Origin of the sequence: Lonepinella sp. MS14436 (genome assembly GCF_042470565.1) — a bacterium.
In the GTDB taxonomy this organism is placed as follows: domain Bacteria; phylum Pseudomonadota; class Gammaproteobacteria; order Enterobacterales; family Pasteurellaceae; genus Lonepinella.
The window spans coordinates 1117342-1135402 of record NZ_CP170385.1 but is presented as its reverse complement, the minus strand read 5'-3'; the positions used below and the strand labels follow the sequence as shown (position 1 = coordinate 1135402).

Below are 18061 nucleotides of genomic sequence, written 5' to 3'. Positions count from 1 at the left end.
GGACAAACAATGGCATTATTAGATATTCGTAATCTTTGTATTGAAATTCCAACCTCACAAGGGCGAATTAAGCTGGTAGATAACGTCAATTTAACCCTTAATGATGGGGAAATTTGCGGTTTAGTGGGAGAAACGGGATCAGGCAAAAGCCTAATTGCAAAAGTCATTTGCAATGCAATTAAAGATGACTGGATTATTACGGCTGACCGTTTTCGTTTTGATGATGTGGAATTACTCAAACTACGTCCTTACCAACGGCGTAAACTGGTGGGCAAAGCGATCTCCATGATTTATCAACAACCGCTCACTTATCTTGATCCGAGTCGTAAAATAGGCAAACAAATTATTCAAAATATTCCATCTTGGACATTTAAAGGACGTTGGTGGAAATGGTTTGGCTGGAAAAAACGCCGTGCCGTTGAACTGTTACATCGTGTTGGGATCAAAGAACATAAAGACATTATGAACAGCTACCCAAAAGAGATCACCGAAGGGGAAGGACAAAAAGTGATGATCGCTATTGCGGTAGCGAATCAACCTCGCTTATTAATCGCTGATGAACCGACTAACTCACTGGAACCTACCACTCAGTTGCAAATCTTTCGTTTGCTGTCGAGTATGAATAAAAATAATGGCATGACGATTTTATTAGCCAGCAATGATATTGCGGAAATTAGCGAATGGTGTGATAGTTTCACTATGTTATATTGTGGGCAAAATACCGAAATGGGACCAAAAGAAAGCGTATTGGAAAACCCGTTTCACCCTTATACTGCCTCATTATTGCACGCTACCCCAGATTTTAGTCAGCCCTTGCCGTTAAAAAGCCGTTTGAGTACTTTACGTGGCAGTGTGCCATTATTAGAACACATGCCGATGGGCTGTCGCTTAGGACCACGTTGTCCATTTGCACAAAAAGATTGTGTCAATAAACCGCCATTACGTCGAATTAGACAACATGAATTTGCTTGCCACCATCCGCTTAATTTACGTGAAAACGGTGCTATCAAAGAAACCGCCAGTCCGTTAGTATTAAATGTGGATATTCCAATGCAAAATAATGATGAATAAAATAAAATGGAAAAAAAATGACCGCACTTTTAGAAGTTAACGATTTATCAAAAACCTTTAAAGATCACCAAGGGTTATTTGGAGCTGATACTTTTCACGCTGTACAAGACGTGAGTTTTAACCTTGAACGCAAAAAAACTTTAGCAATTATCGGTAATAACGGTTCAGGCAAATCAACTCTCGCTAAAATGATTGTAGGTATCACTCGTCCCACATCAGGGGAAATTCTATTAGACGGCAAGCCACTGACCTTTGGTGACTATCAATATCGTTCAAAACGTATCCGAATGCTCATGCAGGATCCGAATTTAGCCTTTAATCCACGCTTAAATATCGGGCAAATTTTAGACACACCATTAAAATTAAGCACCAATTTAAATGAACTACAACGTAATGAAAAAATCTTCGAAACTTTACGCTTAGTAGGGCTTTATCCCGATCATACTAATGTAAAAATCAATACTCTTTCAGCCAGCCAAAAACAACGTATTGCCATGGCTCAAGCTCTGATTCTTGAACCACAAATTATTATTGCAGATGACACTATAGGTACATTAGATGCCTCGGTTAAAACACAGTTGACTAATTTGATGTTAAATGTACAAGAACGTCGTGCTGTTTCTTATATTTATGTAAGCCAGAATTTGGGGTTTGTTAAACATATTGCGGATCAGGTGTTAGTTATGGAAAAGGGGGTTGTTGCGGAATATGGCGAAACTCGCAGCGTATTTAGCCACCCGAAAAGTGATATTACCAAACGGTTGGTGGAAAGCTATTTTAAGCATGTGTTGGATGATAGGGCTTGGGAAAGAACGTGGTGATGTGGAATACCCTACATCTCACCCCCAAATAGCCCCAGCGGGGCATCACTATGCCTAACCATGTACGCTAGTGCATGGTGATATATACCCCGCACTCACGTGCGGGGTTAAGCATGGTAACGATGCTCCGCATCTTGATATAACCTAGCCCCGTGTACCAGTGCGGAAAAACAAAAAACCCGAACTCAACGTTCGGGTCTTTCAAAAATTTGACTAATCTATTGATTAGAAGAATACGCGTAAACCTACACCATAAACATTGTCTTTTTTGTATGTTGGTTCTGCATTTCTTTCATATTTTTTAGTACGTTGGTGAGCATACTCAACATAAGTCAACACGTTTTTGTGCAATTTATAATCAACACCCACTAAATATTGGTGTTCAATATCGTTATATCTTTTTTCAAGGCGTTCCCATTGTACATATACACGAGATGGGTCTGTTACTTGGTAACTTGCTTGAACTAAAGAATAACGTGCTTTCGTACCACCACGGTTATCATCATACTTGTTATGATTTTGACCATAGTTCAAACCTACATTTAATGGTCCATAAGTATAACCAGCGTGTAATAACCATTGACGGTTTTTTCTCGTTGTTGATGTAGTTGTTTTATCATCATAGTTACGTTGAATATAGGTTGCAGCTAAATCAAGTGCTTGATGATCAGCTATAGCAAGATTATAAAATGCTGCTGCGGAATAACCATTTTTTAACTCTTCAGTAGTAGTTCGTGTTACACGATCTTTACTACTATCACCAAAGATGTAATCTAAACCAAAACTAAAACCGCCCCATTCGGCTGAACGGAATTTAACCACTTTTTTATCGCTGGTTTCAAATGGACTTAACGCCGCACTATTATAGTTAGCATTATCACCAAGTACATCGTCAGCATTTAAAAGTTGACGACCAAAACTCAACGCACCAACATCTTGGTGTTTTAATCCACCGTATAAATATTTAGTTGTTGGATCACTAAAGGTATTCTTAGCTTTATTTGCTTTTTTCTCATCGTCATTGGTACCGTTATTTTCATCAAAACGTAATTCATAACCAGCAAAACCAGATAAACCATTACCTAAATCTTGGCTTGCTTTAAGAATTACACGGGAACCATCATTCACTAAATCACCACGTTGATCATCACCTAAACGACCTAAGAACATACGGAATGAACCGCTTAATTCAACTTTTGTGCCATCTTGTTCATAAACTGTGGCAGCGTTTGCTGTGCTTACTGCTGTAGCGGCTGTTGCAGCCACTGCTAATGCTACTAATGTTTTTTTCATAGTATTTTCCTTCTTGTATCAGGATTATTGTTATATCAACTAAGATTTGAACTTTCTAAATTTGAAGATGTCAAATCTTGCTTTTTTAAAGCAACACCATATTGCCAAAGAATAAAATTCTCGTCAATCAGAAAAAACAGAATTTTCCATAAAAAATGACAAAGATCACACTTTTTTACGAAAAATGACTATTTTATATACAAAAACAGTATTTATCACACTCCATTCTCAGAAAAAATAAACTCAAATAGCGTGAAAAATGATTACTCACTAAATCGGAAAATGACACGCAAACCTAAATCTTTTATATTTTCAAACCGCACTTTAAGATGATGTAATTCTGCAATGCGTTTTACAATAGATAAACCTAATCCACTACCCTTTTCATTTTGCCCTGCTGGGCGATAAAAACGCTGACCTAATTTATCTAAATCGGCTTGATTAACACCACCACCATTATCTTCAATATAAATTGCCGTTTTTTCTAACCGCACTTTTACTTGGCTATTTTCTGGACAATATTTAATTGCATTATCCAACACATTTCGCAACATTAAAGACAATAATAATGTTTGCCCTTGCTGTTGTACTGGAATACTGTGAACATCAAAAAGTAACTCAATTTGCTTTCTTTGAGCTGAAAAATACAGTTCGCTTATCACTGAACTGATTAATTTTTGCCAATCAATAATTTCTATCTCATCTAATTGTTGTAGATTATCCAAACGAGATAAGGTTAATAATTGTTCTATTACCTGTGTAGCACGATCAATGCCTTGAGTGAGATTATTTAAGGCTTCATCTCTTAATTTAGCATCATCTCCCACCATTTGTGCAATTTCTGCTTGAATCCGTAAACCAGCTAAAGGGCTGCGTAATTCATGTGCGGCATCTGAAGTAAAACGGCGTTCACGCACTAACATAGTGGAAGTGCGGTCAAAAAATCCGTTTAATCCCCGTACTAAAGGCAAAATTTCATCAGGTAAATTTTTAGTATCAAAATGTCGATGCTCATCGGGTGAACGTTGTCGCATTTGCTGTCCCACATGATTTATATTTTTTAATTCTCGCCCGATCAGTAAAATCATTAGTCCGATTAATAATGGCAAGCCAGCAATCCATACCCACATTTGCTTAAACACCATATCATTAATCAGGCTACCACGATATTTAAGTTGCTGTCCTACCGCCACAATTAAGCTACGATCTTCTGACGGTAACCAAAAAATTCGCCATTTATCATCACCACCAGCCAAATTGGTCACCGAAAATCCCCGAGTAGGTGCAAAAATAAAGTTTTCCCCTTTTGCATCATCGCCCAATAGTAATTCGCCGTTACGAGTAAACACGGCAAATGCCAAGGCATCATCATCATAATGGGCTTTACGTTTATGATAAGGTCGGAATCCCCCTCGCATTTGGCGTTCAATTAAAATTTGGTGTAAATTAGATGTTGCCAACCGCTTTGCCAATAAAATCTGTTGAGCATCAAACAATTCATTCACTTCCTTACGAGCTTCAAACCACGCAATGCTAGTAGATATGCCCCATATTATTAAAGCAGTTAAAGACAAAATGGAAATTAAACGTAGGCGTAAACTATTCTTTGGTAGTAATTTCATCATTTTTTCCTAAGGCGTAACCTACACCATGTACGGTACGAATAAATTGTTTACCTAATTTTTTACGTAAATTATACATGTGTACTTCAAGGGCATTACTACTCACATCATCGTCCCAACTATATAATTTTTCTTCAATAAAGGTGCGACTGAGTACCCGTTTTTGATTGAGCATAAACAACTCGAGTAACTTATATTCTCGCGTAGTCAACGAAATTTCTTGTTCATTTAAAAAGACTTGGTGATTGGTCGGATCAAACTTCACTGCTCCATATTCCATAATCGGATTAGCTTGTCCATAACGACGGCGAATTAATGCTTGCAAACGTGCCACCACTTCAGCTAAGGCAAAGGGTTTACATAAATAATCATCTGCCCCACGTTGCAAACCAGTAACCCGTTCATTTAAAGTATCACGTGCGGTTAAAATTAAAATGGGTACATCTTGATTATCCGCTCGCCATTGCTGCAAAATATCCAAACCATCCATTTTGGGCAAGGTCAAATCTAATACGACCGCATCATAATCCGCTGATTTAATCGCCTCAAAACCTGTTTTGCCGTCAGTAAACCAATCCACTAAAAAGCCCGATTTGGTTAAGCCAATATTTAACCCATTGCCGATTAAGGGATCATCTTCAATCACTAAAATTCGCATAAATTACACCGCAGTTTGTTGTTAATTTCTGTTGTTAGCATAACAAAAAAGCGACCTGAATGTCGCTTTTTATAGAAAATTATTCCGCTTTATCGGCTGGCTTACCTGACGGCTTGCCTTCTGGTCTTGCTCTCACTTTTTCTACCACAAAGGCTTCCACTTCGGTTTTGCCCCAAGATTTTTCCACTTCTGCCACGATCTTGACTTTATCTTCTGGACTAATAAATCCACGCATGGCTTTACGATCAATCTCTAAGGTCAATTCGCCTGAGCTATCTTTAAATACGAAGTCGTTTTTACCCACTTGTTTAACAATATGACCAATTAAGATAATTGGCTGATCATCTTGCCATTTTGCCGCATCTGCCACTTGTGTGGTTTTAGTCGGCATAAATCCACCGTGCATTGGTTCTGGACGTTCATCATTAGGGCGATTTTCAGCCATTCTATTGCCACGATCTGCACCTTGCCCACGATTCTCTGGTGATCTTGCTTTTGCTTGAACAACCACAGGCTCTAAGGTTTCTTGTGATTCTGGTGCGGTTTCTGCTTGTACAAGGCTTGCCCCAGCTAAAATAGATAAACCCAATAATGTGGCTAAACTCGTTTTCTTCATTGCATTTTTTTTCATCATAATTTCCTTTCTAAAATAAGGTTAATCATCCAAAGCACGGCTCTACAGCATCACTTTGTTGAAAAAGATTAAAGCAAATAAGTATTAAGAAAAAATGAAGAAAGGGGTAAATAATTTAAATTTCCAGCCGAAACCAAAACAACAAGGGTAAAACAATCAAAAAAAGCACCGCACTTAATGACACCGCTAATTTAAATTGCCAATGTTGCGTCTTATGCTGAAAATGTTGCATACCTAAATGCACACCGATAAACCCACCAATAAAACAAAGGGTAAAGAATACCAATTCTTCAATTCGCCATTGTTTATTTTTGGCACGTTTTTTATCTTCTCGCATTAAAAAATAAGCGGTGATATTCACCACCGCTAGATAGGTTAAAAAGAAATAAAGCATACTTAATTCAACACAAACTCAATCCGACCACCCAACGCATTCGCATAACGCGAAAGTGTATCCAAAGTTGGGTGAACCAAGCCACGCTCTAAACGGCTCACGTTTTGCATTTTCATCCCCGTTTTTTCAGCAATATCTTTTTGCGTGAGATTTTGAGCTTCTCGTTGTGCTTTTAAGCTAGCCATAAGTTTCTCCTGTTCTTCTAGCCGTTTGTATTCAGCTACAAATTCAGGATCTTGCATTAATTTATGACGTAATTCTTCTAAAGTGACAAATTCTAAATTTTCATTCTTATCCATTTAATTTCTCCTTAATTTCATTCATACGAGAAAGGGCTAGTTGAATACTTTGCTGTGGTGTTTTCTGTGTTTTTTTATGTAAAACATGAATAACATAAATCTGCTTATTCTTTTCAAAAAAGAAAAAGCTGCGTGAAATCCCATCCAAACTACTAATCCTCAACTCTTTCAATCCATCTTTTATATGACGAACTTTCGGCTCTTTTAGCTCAAATCCTAACAATGCTAATTCTTCTATTGCTTTAAATGTTGCAGCTTGCAGATTGGGTGGCATTTTTTTCAATTCTTTCAATGCCAATTTAGTTATTGTTAAATCAAACATACATGATCCAATACATCAATTATGATGAGTTTACGCTTTAAAAAAAATAATTCAAGTAAAAAAAGCGGTGATATTCACCACCGCTAAATAGATTAATAAAAAATAAATCATCTTTATTTTTACAATGCAAATAATCCTAATGCAGCACCGCAAGCTAACGAAATAAGGGATAACACCCAAAGACGTGGCGCACAGAATTTCAACATATCTTTAATTTCAACACCCGCTAAACCACAAGCTAAGAATGTAGTCGCCGCATGTGGCGTAACAAGTACACCATAGTTTTTAGAAATTAACATTGCCATAGCCATATCGTGACCGCTGACACCAAATTGTTGTCCTACACCTATTGCCAACGGTACTAAGCCGAAGAAATAAGAATCAGTACCTAATAGCATACCAATCGGTAAACCTAACACACCAAACACATCTTGCAAGTGTCCACCAATCGCATTCGGCACAAGCCCAATCAATAGTGCTGCCATATTATCCATCATTTTTGTACCACTTAGCACACCTAAGAAAATACCTGATGCTAATAAGATCATTGGCATGGTTAAAGCTGTATCAGCGTGAACTTTAATCGCTTTTGCCTGTGCTTTTGAGCCTGGGAAGTTGACAATCAATGCCACGGCTAAACCAAACATAAACGCACCATATAATGGAATTTTAGTAAAGCAAAGTAAACCAATCACTACAACGGTTAATAACGCATTGAACCATAATAATTTAGGACGTTTCATTGCCTCTAAATCGGCTTTGCTCACATTGCCATCTACTGGAACGAGAGATTCATCAAGCTCTGCTGCTTTACCCGTTGGATTAAGTCCTGCTCCACGGCGTTTTTCCACTAATCCCATATAACCTGCGAAAATAACCAAGATAATTAATCCGACAATTTGCAATGGAATTAATTGTTGCCATAATTCATTCACGTCTGCATTTAACACCACGCCAGTACGAGCCACTGGACCGCCCCAAGGGACAAGGTTCATAATACTCATTGCAGCACCAATAATACAAAGCAGCACTACTGGTCGTATATGTAATTTTTTATACACTGGCAACATAGCTGGAACGGTAATTAATAAAGTTGATGCCAATGCACCATCTAGGTGGGCAATTACCGCAATCAATGATGTTGAAATAGTCACCAACATAATATTGTTACCCGCTTTTTTCGCTAACCAGTTTACCATCGGATCAAATAATCCGACATCTCCCATTAAAGAGAAGTAAACAATAGAGAAAATAAACAACACAGCGGTTGACCATGTTTTTGAAACACCATCTTTGATAAAACCAAAAATTTCAACGGGTGTAAAACCGCAAATAAGTGCAGCAATAATTGGCACGATAACAAAAATCGGCACTGGATGTGTTTTAGATTGAATCAATGCCCAAACAATGATAACAATCATTAAGATACCAACGATACCTAAAAACATATAAAGGATTCTCCTTAATATTGAAATAAAATAACGGATAAGAGTTCATAAGGATATAAATGATAAGATTATTGAAGCATTTAACACACAACAACCCTATTATAACACTGCACAACTGAACAGCTATATCATGATACTGTATTTGCTATAGAACATCAACGAAGTAATTTGATATTAATCAATAAAAAGTAGAAATTTGGGCTGATTTATCCGAGTTCATTTATCCATAAATAAAATAAGCGGTGATTTTCCCTCACCGCTTAAAATGAATAAAAAGCTAATTATTTTTCATAAACGGGTAAACGTTTACAAATTTCTAAAACTTTCGCTTTAGTGGCTTGAATCACTGCTTCTTCGTTATCTTTGCCAATGGCATCTAACACATCACACATCCAACCAGCTAACTCAACCACATCTTTTTCAGTAAAACCACGGCGAGTCACAGATGGTGTACCTACACGAATACCAGAAGTTACAAACGGTTTTTGTGGATCATTTGGCACGGCGTTTTTGTTGACCGTGATATTGGCACGACCTAATGCGGCATCCGCTGCTTTACCCGTTAAACCTTGTTTTACAAAACTAACAAGGAATAAATGGTTTTCCGTACCGTTAGATACCACATCATAACCACGAGCTTTAAACACTTCCACCATGGCTTTGGCATTTTTCACTACATTTTGTTGATAGACTTTGTATTCTGGTTCAAGTGCCTCTTTAAAACAGACGGCTTTTGCTGCAATGATATGCACTAATGGACCACCTTGACCCGCAGGGAATACCGCGGATTGGAATTTTTTGTACATTTCTTCATCACCAGAAGAAGACAAAATCAAGCCACCACGTGGACCACCTAAGGTTTTATGCGTTGTTGTGGTAACAACGTGGGCGTGTGGTAATGGATTTGGATAAACGCCAGCTGCAATTAAGCCAGCCACATGTGCCATATCTACGAATAAATACGCACCCACTTCGTCTGCGATTTCACGCATTTTTGCCCAGTCCACCACTTGGCTATAAGCAGAGAAACCGGCTACGATCATTTTTGGTTTGCACTCAAGGGCTTTTTGACGCACATCTGCATAGTCGATTAAACCGTCTGCGGTGATACCGTATAACACGGAATTGTAGATCTTGCCCGAAAAGCTCACTTTCGCACCATGGGTTAAGTGACCACCATGGGCTAAGTCCATGCCTAAAATCGTATCACCTGGTTTAATTAACGCCATATATACTGCTGCATTAGCTTGTGAACCTGAGTGCGGTTGCACATTGACATAATCCGCCCCAAATAATTGTTTGGCACGATCAATAGCTAATTGCTCAACAATATCCGCATATTCACAACCACCGTAATAACGTTTTCCTGGATAACCTTCCGCATATTTATTGGTAAATTGTGAGCCTTGTGCTTCCATAACTAATGGGCTGGCATAGTTTTCTGATGCAATCAATTCAATATGTTCTTCTTGACGACGGTTTTCATCTTGAATGGCTTGCCATAAAATGGGATCGTAATTTTCAATGGTGACAGATTTTCTAAACATAGATTTGTCCTTTTAAATAAAGTTGGTAGGTAAATTTCATGATAGTTTACCCTGTTTTTGACTAAAATTTAATTGTTAATTATTCCACTTTTGAATGAATTATTTTCATCTTTATTTTTTAGCGATAATGGTTGCCCCTTCTGTAAAGCTATAACCATAGCCATAACCAAAACTAGCCCCTCCCGTCACTTTTTCTGTTTCGCTCAATAATCTTCTTTCACTTTTTATACCTTGAGCTTGATAATGATAATTATAATTTCCTGAAACAATAGGTAAAATAGATACGATTTCATAACCATCATTATTCAAACTAACTACGGCTTCTTCAATATCTTTAGAAAAACGCTTACCATCAATTTCACAATCAGACCAACCTGTTTGCTCCCAACGTTTTTCTGTGGTCAGAATATCTTTTTCCCCACCAAATAAACCTTTTTTCTTTTCACCTGTTGGAACTTTAATTTCTACGTATTTTCCCACTGGTTTAAAATGGGCTTTAACATAAACAACTTTAGTCATAACTAACCTACTTATTTATTTTGTTCTCTCGCCACCGCCCGATAGCCAATATCACGGCGATAAAAACGCCCCGTCCAATTCACTTGTTCGGCTAATTGCAAGGCTTTTTGTTGGGCTTCAAACACGCTATTACCTAAGGCTGTCACACAAAGTACTCGTCCGCCATTAGTAACCAGCTTGCCGTCTTTTTCCGCCACACCAGCCAAGAACACTTTTTCATCTGCTTTACTTTCTGTTGGTAAACCGTGAATTTCATCATTCTTACGGTAATCTGCTGGGTAGCCTTCTGCTGCCAACACAATGCCTAAAGCTGGTTTCGGATCCCATTGTGATTTCACCTGATCTAACTTGCCCTGACAGGCTTTCAAACAAAGCTCAACTAAATCTGATTGCAAACGCATCATAATCGGTTGGGTTTCAGGATCACCAAAACGGCAGTTAAATTCGATCACTTTCGGCTGACCGTTTTTATCAATCATTAAACCTGCATATAAAAAGCCTTTATATACATTATTTTCCGCTGCCATGCCACGTACAGTTGGATAAATAATTTGTTCCATGACTCGGCGATGAATTTCAGCTGTTACCACAGGTGCAGGCGAATACGCTCCCATTCCGCCCGTGTTCAGCCCTTGATCATTTTCACCGACACGTTTATGGTCTTGACTGGTCGCCATTGGTTCAACGTGTTCACCGTCCACCATGACAATAAAACTGGCTTCTTCACCGTCCAGAAATTCTTCCACCACTACTCGGCTACCCGCTTCACCAAAGGCATTGCCTGCTAACATATCACGCACTGCATCTTCGGCTTCTGTCAACGTCATTGCCACAATCACGCCTTTGCCAGCCGCTAAACCATCTGCTTTAATCACAATCGGTGCACCTTTTGCACGAATATAGGCAAGGGCTGGCTCAATTTCCGTGAAGTTTTGATATTCTGCCGTTGGAATCTTGTGACGTGCTAAAAAATCTTTAGTAAAGGCTTTCGAGCCTTCCAGTTGAGCGGCAGATTGACGAGGTCCAAAAATGGTTAAACCTGCTTGTTCAAAGGCATCTACCACACCAACGACTAACGGGGCTTCAGGACCCACGATAGTTAAACCGATTTGGTTATCTTGTGCAAATTTGACTAAAGCAGGTACATCGGTCGCAGAAATAGCCACATTTTGCACCGTAGTTTCACGTGCTGTTCCTGCGTTTCCAGGGGCGACAAAGACTTTGGTTGCGAGGGGAGATTGGGCAGCTTTCCAAGCGAGGGCGTGTTCGCGACCGCCATTTCCAATAATAAGAATGTTCATTAATAGTTTTCCTTTTTTATGACTAATTATGTTTATCTATTTTTTACAATCGGGTTTCGCCGATGGCGACTTACTTTTTCTTTGCTTGTGCAAAGCAAAAGTAAGCAAAAAGAAAGCACACCCCAACTTTGCCTTGTTCCCTGAAAATATTTTAATTTGCTTAACGGAAAATGGCTGAACTCGCTTCGCTCAGACAGACGCCATTTTCCTACAAATTAAAACATTTTCAGGCGGCAAACATGGGGACCCCATTTTATTTTCAATACCTAGCACTTATTTCAGGCTCATTGCCTAAATAGCCCATAATTTGGATTTGATTTAAGCTCAACATAGTCATCTCCTTTATTGTGTAGATTTATACCTAATTATCATGCCCTGTTGGATTTATTTCTAAATTACAACCCAGAGGATTTCCTGCAATATCAAGTATCCCTTGCATTGGTAATCCTGTAGCTGGATTGATCCCCTGATTACAACCTATCGGATTTCCTGCGGTGTCAAACATCCCTTGCATCGGTAATCCAGTAGCAGGATTTATTTCCCCATGTTCAAATTCAGAATTTGATTCCACAGAATCAGTTTTATCACCATAATTTGATTTATCGTCAAATAGTGATTTGATAAATTGTAATAGTTTCATTAATGTCCTCCTTCGTACTAGGTTAAGCATGGTAACGCTACTCCGTAGCTTAAGATAAAATCTCAATTTCTTCACCGCACTTTTCTTAACGCTCGATCAAAAATTGGGGCCCCGTCTGAACCGCCTGAGCGTTTTGGTATTTTTAGCTAAATTTTGCATGTCTGAGCGTAGCGAGTTCAAAATTTAGCGTTAAGAAAATACCAAATAAGCAAAGAAAAGCGGTGAAGTCGGGGTGTGCTTTTCTTTGCCTACTTTCTTTTGCACAAGCAAAAGAAAGTATGGTCGCCCATCGGGCGAAACCGATTTCCAATTAATGACGGAAATGTCGCATCTTAGTCAACACCATCACCATCCCATGTTCATCCGCCGCATCAATCACCTCTTGATCCCGCATTGAACCACCGGGGTGAATCACACATTCAATGCCTACTTTTGCCGCTGCATCAATACCATCACGGAACGGGAAGAACGCATCAGATGCCATTACACAACCTGCCACGTTCAAGCCCTCATCTTGTGCTTTAATGCCTGCAATTTTGGCTGAATAAACTCGGCTCATTTGCCCTGCACCGATACCGATAGTTTGGTTATCTTTGGCATAAACAATGGCGTTAGATTTGACGAATTTCGCCACTTTCCAGCAGAACAATAAATCCTGTAATTCTTTTTCTGTCGGTTTACGTTTGCTGACCACTTCTAAATCATCAATGCCCACCATACCTAAATCTGCGTCTTGCACCAACAAACCGCCGTTCACCCGTTTAAAATCTAAACGTTGTTGGGTTTGACTAAACTCGCCACATGCCAATAAACGCACGTTTTTCTTCGTCTTAACCACATCAATGGCTCCTTGCGACACTTTTGGTGCAATAATCACTTCCACAAATTGACGCTCTACAATCGCTTTCGCAGTTTGTTCATCTAACTCACGATTAAAGGCAATAATCCCACCAAAGGCAGAAGTCGGATCCGTTTGATAAGCCCGATCGTAGGCTGTCAAAATATTCTCGCCCAATGCCACACCACAAGGGTTAGCGTGTTTTACGATCACACAAGCAGGTTCAGCAAAGGATTTGACACATTCAAGAGCTGCGTCTGTATCTGCAATATTGTTATAAGAAAGGGCTTTGCCTTGTAGTTGTTTGGCGGTGGAAACGCTGGCTTCTTTAACATCTTGTTCCACATAAAATGCGGCATTTTGGTGGCTGTTTTCACCATAACGCATGGTTTGTTTGCGTACAAAATTCAAATTTAAGGTACGTGGAAATTGACCACAAACCGCATTTTCATCTTCTTCGTCCGCTTTAAAATAAGGCTTCACTAATTTACCGAAATAATTGGCAATCATGCTGTCATATTGGGCGGTATGTTCAAAGGCTTTAATCGCTAAATCAAAACGCGTTTCTAAGGTTAAACTATTTTGGTGTTTATCCATTTCGGCAAGAATGGCATTAAAATCTTGATTATTTACCACTATCGCCACATCTTTATGGTTTTTCGCCGCAGATCGCACCATGGTTGGTCCACCAATATCAATATTTTCTACCGCATCAGCTAACGTGCAATCAGGTTTAGCCACCGTTTGAGCAAAAGGATAAAGATTTACCACCACCATATCAATAGGATCAATGCCATGCTGTTGCATGATACCATCATCTGTGCCACGACGACCTAAAATGCCACCATGCACTTTCGGATGTAAGGTTTTCACTCGCCCATCCATCATTTCTGGAAAGCCAGTATAATCAGACACTTCGGTTACAGCTAACCCATTGTCTGCTAACAATTTAGCTGTGCCACCTGTTGATAATAATTTCACCCCACGTTGCACTAGACCCTGTGCAAATTCCACGATACCGTTTTTATCTGAAACGCTTAATAACGCCTGACGAATAGGACGATTTGATTGCATTGAAATGTTCCTTTGAAAGTAAATAAAAAATCAGTGTGCATTATAATGCAAACGGTTGCATTTATGTAGTGAATATATAAAAAAGCCTGTATTATATCTCAATACAGGCTTGCAATCTTTCACACTGACGCAAAGTGCGGTTATTTTTCGTTACGTTTATTATCCAACGCAAAAGCACCTGGACCTTGGAAAAAAATATACAAAAAAAGAAAACAATTCAATACGGCTACTTCACCCTTATTCGTTAAAGGAAAAAATAAATTATCCGCTGGAATTGCATGTACGTGGAAATACGCTACCGCCATCATACCCGAAAGCAAAAATGCCACGGGACGAGTAAACCAACCTAAAAGCAATAGGATACCACCCACAATTTCTAAAATACCACCTATGCCATACAACGAAAATACTGGGACAGCACCATTACCACCCGTCATTGACATCGGAAATTCAAAATATTTTGCCGTGCCATGTAATAAAAACATATAGGCTGCCATAATACGCAACAATCCCAACACGTAAGGGGAATATTTATTTAATGAGTTCATACTACCTTCCTTTTTTAACAATAAAATCAATATTTAATATCGTATTATAAACACGATAATAAGATTATACCTATTTCTTTTCGTTAATAAATAGAAATTTTGTTAAAAAATATTTTCCAAATTATTAATAATTGAGTTTTACCAACCACTGATGAAACGCTTCTGCTGGCATGGTTAAAAACTGGAGATTTTTGCACCGCGGTTTTCAGATCAGGATATGCCTTTAAATCAATGATTTTTTCTTCTGGTGGATAGCATAATCCTTTGGTACAGCCCTGATAAGTCACGGTTAATTTGCTATTATCGGTGATTTCTAAAATCGGCAAAAGCACCGTTAAATCGTTGCAAAACATTTCCGTTTCGCCCATAAATTCATCTTGATGAAGCTCCCCTTGAGGAAATTGTAATTTACCGATCTTGCCATGTTCTACTGTTGTAGTGATTTCTTGCTTATATAAACAATAGCCATTGGCAATCGCCCAATGTAACTCAATTTGTTGGTTTTTAGCTTGAACAGAAAATTGAAAAGCCTGATCCGCAGGCAAAAAAACTGGCTCGCTGTCAAATACCCCAGCATGAGCGGTAAATGTTGCCAAAAGTGCGGTGAAAATTAGGGTAAAAAAAATAAAAAGTTTCCGCATTATTGCTCCGTAATAAATTTTTCTCTTAATTGATGCAACTGATCTCGCACCGCTGCTGCTTGTTCAAATTCTAGATCTTGTGCCAATTTATACATTTGCTGTTCCAGTTTTTTGATTTCTTTTTGTAGTGCTTTTGGATCTTTTGCCAAATACTGTGCTTGCGGTTCTGCAATCCGATTGCCTTTTGATTTGCTTTTCGCTTTGTTGTTTGCTCCCTGCCCAATATCCAACAATTCGCCCACTTTTTTGTTTAACGCTTGTGGAATAATGCCACGTTCTTCGTTGTACTTCATTTGTTTTTCACGGCGGCGATTGGTTTCATCAATAGCTTTTTGCATAGAATTTGTGATGCGATCCGCATATAAAATCGCTTTACCTTTAAGATTTCGTGCTGCACGCCCAATGGTTTGAATCAACGAACGTTCAGAACGTAAAAAGCCCTCTTTATCCGCATCTAAAATCGCCACTAATGACACTTCAGGAATATCCAAGCCCTCTCGTAATAAGTTAATTCCTACCAGTACATCAAATTCACCCAAGCGTAAATCACGCAGAATTTCTACACGTTCAACCGTATCAATATCCGAGTGTAAATAACGCACACGGACACCATGTTCTTCCAGATAATCGGTCAAATCTTCTGCCATACGTTTGGTTAATGTCGTCACTAGCACACGCTCATTCAGATCTGCACGTATTCGAGCTTCGGAAAGTAAATCATCTACTTGAATCGATACGGGGCGAATTTCAATTTCAGGATCCAGCAAGCCTGTTGGTCGCACCACTTGATCGATAATTTCTGTCCCCGATTTTTCTAATTCGTACGGTCCTGGGGTAGCGGACACATAAATGGTCTGCGGTGCTAATCGCTCAAATTCTTCAAAACGCAACGGACGATTATCTAAGGCAGACGGCAAGCGAAAACCATATTCAACAAGGGTTTCTTTGCGTGAACGGTCGCCCCGATACATACCACCAATTTGTGGAACAGTAACATGGCTTTCATCAATCACCAATAAAGCATCGGACGGCATATAATCAAACAAGGTCGGTGGTGGTTCTCCCTCTTTTCGTCCTGATAAATAACGGGAGTAATTTTCTATGCCAGAACAATAACCAAGCTCATTCATCATTTCAATATCAAATTGGGTACGTTGGCTAATTCGTTGTTCTTCTAACAGTTTGTTTTCTTTAATAAATTGCTCACGGCGTTGAACTAATTCTGCTTTGATCTTTTCAATGGCATCTAAAATCCGTTCTCGCGGGGTAACATAGTGGGTTTTCGGATACACCGTAAAACGTGGCACTGCCCCGAAGTTCGTACCAGTAAGCGGATCAAATAGGCTTAAACGCTCAATTTCTTCATCAAATAATTCAATGCGAACCGCTTTATCATCAGATTCTGCAGGAAAAATATCAATTATTTCTCCGCGTACACGGAACGTTCCCCGCTGAAAAGCCTGATCATTGCGAGTATATTGCAGTTCTGCCAATTTGGCTAAAATTTGCCGTTGATCAATAATTGCACCTGTTTGTAGGTGCAACATCATTTTTAAATAGCTATCAGGATCGCCCAACCCATAAATGGCAGAAACAGAGGCAACCACAATCGTATCTCGCCGCTCTAAAAAAGATTTGGTAGCAGAAAGTCGCATTTGTTCAATTTGATCATTAATTGAGGCATCTTTTTCAATAAAGGTGTCGCTACTCGGCACATAGGCTTCGGGTTGATAATAATCATAATAAGACACGAAATATTCCACCGCATTTTCAGGGAAAAAGGCTTTCATTTCTGCATAAAGTTGTGCTGCAAGGGTTTTATTGGGTGCCAACACCATGGCTGGGCGATTGAGTTGAGCAATCACGTTAGCAATGGTAAAAGTTTTGCCCGATCCCGTTACCCCAAGTAAGGTTTGATGTGCAAGACCATCGTTTAAATTTTCGGCTAATCTTGCAATAGCGGTTGGTTGATCACCTGAAGGTTTAAATTCTGAATGTAAAATAAAAGGTTTACTATTAAGTTTAGTTGCCATTTTTGCTACTGATCATTTATAAAGTGCGGTGCATTTTATCACATTTTTACAACAAAATCAGGCTGAAAAAATTTAAGTTTTACACAGACTTATATTTGTCAAGTAGAATACCCTATAATTTCTTAAAAATTTTTTTACATCATGACTAGATTTTAATTAACTTATTGATTTTCATATTAATGTTATTTTACGAACAATCCATAACGGAACAGCTTTCAGGCTAGATATAGCCTAGCTTTCACGAATTTTTCAAAAATTAATTCACAGAGTTATCCACAGCTTTTGTGGATAGAAAAAAGAACAAGTTTTATGCGTTTTAATACTTGACAAGTGAACTCAAGATCTTTATCATTCGCCA

Annotated in this window: 18 protein-coding genes; 2 read left to right on the top strand and 16 right to left on the bottom strand. The window is 38.8% G+C overall.

Features of this window, described 5'->3' with window-relative positions; all coding sequences use genetic code 11:
* Positions 1 to 9: 9 nt before the first annotated feature.
* Both O1Q81_RS05465 and O1Q81_RS05460 read left to right on the top strand, forming a co-directional pair.
* Positions 10 to 1071, top strand: coding sequence for an oligopeptide/dipeptide ABC transporter ATP-binding protein (locus O1Q81_RS05465; RefSeq protein ID WP_386696413.1), 1062 nt, complete (start codon positions 10 to 12; stop codon positions 1069 to 1071).
* Between the two features lie 17 nt (positions 1072 to 1088).
* On the top strand, positions 1089 to 1892 hold the full coding sequence (locus O1Q81_RS05460) for an ATP-binding cassette domain-containing protein (RefSeq protein ID WP_386696411.1): 804 nt from the start codon (positions 1089 to 1091) through the stop codon (positions 1890 to 1892).
* Between the two features lie 225 nt (positions 1893 to 2117).
* On the opposite strand, the gene O1Q81_RS05455 is transcribed toward O1Q81_RS05460, so the two are convergent.
* The 16 genes from O1Q81_RS05455 to uvrB all read right to left on the bottom strand — a co-directional run bounded on the left by O1Q81_RS05455 (position 2118) and on the right by uvrB (position 17703).
* Positions 2118 to 3185, bottom strand: a complete 1068-nt coding sequence (locus O1Q81_RS05455; RefSeq protein WP_386696409.1) for a porin — start codon at positions 3183 to 3185, stop codon at positions 2118 to 2120.
* A gap of 263 nt (positions 3186 to 3448) precedes the next feature.
* Entirely contained in the window at positions 3449 to 4807 is a 1359-nt protein-coding gene (qseC, locus tag O1Q81_RS05450) for a quorum sensing histidine kinase QseC (protein WP_386698617.1), read from the bottom strand.
* Positions 4785 to 5465, bottom strand: a complete 681-nt coding sequence (locus O1Q81_RS05445) for a response regulator (protein ID WP_386696407.1) — start codon at positions 5463 to 5465, stop codon at positions 4785 to 4787. Before O1Q81_RS05445 ends, qseC begins: the two co-directional genes overlap by 23 nt.
* Positions 5466 to 5544: 79 nt before the next feature.
* A complete protein-coding gene (locus tag O1Q81_RS05440; protein WP_386696405.1) occupies positions 5545 to 6099 on the bottom strand; it encodes a YgiW/YdeI family stress tolerance OB fold protein in 555 nt (184 codons plus the stop codon).
* A gap of 115 nt (positions 6100 to 6214) precedes the next feature.
* A complete protein-coding gene (locus tag O1Q81_RS05435) occupies positions 6215 to 6493 on the bottom strand; it encodes a DUF1294 domain-containing protein (protein WP_386685713.1) in 279 nt (92 codons plus the stop codon).
* Positions 6494 to 6495: 2 nt separating this feature from the next.
* The gene (locus O1Q81_RS05430; RefSeq protein WP_386693615.1) at positions 6496 to 6792 is read right to left on the bottom strand and encodes a helix-turn-helix domain-containing protein; all 297 of its coding nucleotides are present in this window, start codon (positions 6790 to 6792) and stop codon (positions 6496 to 6498) included.
* The gene (locus tag O1Q81_RS05425) at positions 6785 to 7114 is read right to left on the bottom strand and encodes a type II toxin-antitoxin system RelE/ParE family toxin (RefSeq protein ID WP_386693612.1); all 330 of its coding nucleotides are present in this window, start codon (positions 7112 to 7114) and stop codon (positions 6785 to 6787) included. Before O1Q81_RS05425 ends, O1Q81_RS05430 begins: the two co-directional genes overlap by 8 nt.
* A 119-nt stretch (positions 7115 to 7233) precedes the next feature.
* Complete coding sequence (locus O1Q81_RS05420; RefSeq protein ID WP_386685707.1) at positions 7234 to 8562, bottom strand: CitMHS family transporter; 1329 nt, start codon at positions 8560 to 8562, stop codon at positions 7234 to 7236.
* A gap of 281 nt (positions 8563 to 8843) precedes the next feature.
* On the bottom strand, positions 8844 to 10109 hold the full coding sequence (gene glyA, locus O1Q81_RS05415) for a serine hydroxymethyltransferase (protein ID WP_386696403.1): 1266 nt from the start codon (positions 10107 to 10109) through the stop codon (positions 8844 to 8846).
* Between the two features lie 111 nt (positions 10110 to 10220).
* A complete protein-coding gene (locus O1Q81_RS05410; RefSeq protein WP_386693608.1) occupies positions 10221 to 10628 on the bottom strand; it encodes a hypothetical protein in 408 nt (135 codons plus the stop codon).
* Positions 10629 to 10639: 11 nt separating this feature from the next.
* Positions 10640 to 11929, bottom strand: a complete 1290-nt coding sequence (gene purD / locus O1Q81_RS05405) for a phosphoribosylamine--glycine ligase (RefSeq protein ID WP_386696401.1) — start codon at positions 11927 to 11929, stop codon at positions 10640 to 10642.
* 361 nt (positions 11930 to 12290) lie between these two features.
* Positions 12291 to 12569, bottom strand: a complete 279-nt coding sequence (locus tag O1Q81_RS05400; protein ID WP_386685696.1) for a hypothetical protein — start codon at positions 12567 to 12569, stop codon at positions 12291 to 12293.
* A gap of 310 nt (positions 12570 to 12879) precedes the next feature.
* Positions 12880 to 14481, bottom strand: a complete 1602-nt coding sequence (gene purH / locus O1Q81_RS05395) for a bifunctional phosphoribosylaminoimidazolecarboxamide formyltransferase/IMP cyclohydrolase (protein WP_386696399.1) — start codon at positions 14479 to 14481, stop codon at positions 12880 to 12882.
* A 140-nt stretch (positions 14482 to 14621) separates the two neighbouring features.
* Positions 14622 to 15029 (bottom strand): DoxX family protein, encoded by a 408-nt coding sequence (locus tag O1Q81_RS05390; protein WP_386685690.1) that lies wholly within the window; start codon positions 15027 to 15029, stop codon positions 14622 to 14624.
* Positions 15030 to 15112: 83 nt separating this feature from the next.
* Entirely contained in the window at positions 15113 to 15670 is a 558-nt protein-coding gene (locus tag O1Q81_RS05385; RefSeq protein WP_386696398.1) for a protein-disulfide reductase DsbD domain-containing protein, read from the bottom strand.
* Positions 15670 to 17703 (bottom strand): excinuclease ABC subunit UvrB, encoded by a 2034-nt coding sequence (gene uvrB / locus O1Q81_RS05380; protein ID WP_386696396.1) that lies wholly within the window; start codon positions 17701 to 17703, stop codon positions 15670 to 15672. Before uvrB ends, O1Q81_RS05385 begins: the two co-directional genes overlap by 1 nt.
* Positions 17704 to 18061 lie beyond the last annotated feature (358 nt).

Bases quoted from the DNA above. Each gene is read 5' to 3' on its own strand.
- O1Q81_RS05420 (WP_386685707.1), bottom strand. From the start codon at position 8,562: ATGTTTTTAGGTATCGTTGGTATCTTAATGATTGTTATCATTGTTTGG.
- purH (WP_386696399.1), bottom strand. From the start codon at position 14,481: ATGCAATCAAATCGTCCTATTCGTCAGGCGTTATTAAGCGTTTCAGAT.
- glyA (WP_386696403.1), bottom strand. From the start codon at position 10,109: ATGTTTAGAAAATCTGTCACCATTGAAAATTACGATCCCATTTTATGG.
- O1Q81_RS05455 (WP_386696409.1), bottom strand. From the start codon at position 3,185: ATGAAAAAAACATTAGTAGCATTAGCAGTGGCTGCAACAGCCGCTACA.
- O1Q81_RS05460 (WP_386696411.1), top strand. From the start codon at position 1,089: ATGACCGCACTTTTAGAAGTTAACGATTTATCAAAAACCTTTAAAGAT.
- O1Q81_RS05440 (WP_386696405.1), bottom strand. From the start codon at position 6,099: ATGATGAAAAAAAATGCAATGAAGAAAACGAGTTTAGCCACATTATTG.
- O1Q81_RS05445 (WP_386696407.1), bottom strand. From the start codon at position 5,465: ATGCGAATTTTAGTGATTGAAGATGATCCCTTAATCGGCAATGGGTTA.
- qseC (WP_386698617.1), bottom strand. From the start codon at position 4,807: ATGAAATTACTACCAAAGAATAGTTTACGCCTACGTTTAATTTCCATT.
- O1Q81_RS05410 (WP_386693608.1), bottom strand. From the start codon at position 10,628: ATGACTAAAGTTGTTTATGTTAAAGCCCATTTTAAACCAGTGGGAAAA.
- uvrB (WP_386696396.1), bottom strand. From the start codon at position 17,703: ATGGCAACTAAACTTAATAGTAAACCTTTTATTTTACATTCAGAATTT.
- O1Q81_RS05385 (WP_386696398.1), bottom strand. From the start codon at position 15,670: ATGCGGAAACTTTTTATTTTTTTTACCCTAATTTTCACCGCACTTTTG.
- purD (WP_386696401.1), bottom strand. From the start codon at position 11,929: ATGAACATTCTTATTATTGGAAATGGCGGTCGCGAACACGCCCTCGCT.
- O1Q81_RS05390 (WP_386685690.1), bottom strand. From the start codon at position 15,029: ATGAACTCATTAAATAAATATTCCCCTTACGTGTTGGGATTGTTGCGT.
- O1Q81_RS05400 (WP_386685696.1), bottom strand. From the start codon at position 12,569: ATGAAACTATTACAATTTATCAAATCACTATTTGACGATAAATCAAAT.
- O1Q81_RS05435 (WP_386685713.1), bottom strand. From the start codon at position 6,493: ATGCTTTATTTCTTTTTAACCTATCTAGCGGTGGTGAATATCACCGCT.
- O1Q81_RS05465 (WP_386696413.1), top strand. From the start codon at position 10: ATGGCATTATTAGATATTCGTAATCTTTGTATTGAAATTCCAACCTCA.
- O1Q81_RS05430 (WP_386693615.1), bottom strand. From the start codon at position 6,792: ATGGATAAGAATGAAAATTTAGAATTTGTCACTTTAGAAGAATTACGT.
- O1Q81_RS05425 (WP_386693612.1), bottom strand. From the start codon at position 7,114: ATGTTTGATTTAACAATAACTAAATTGGCATTGAAAGAATTGAAAAAA.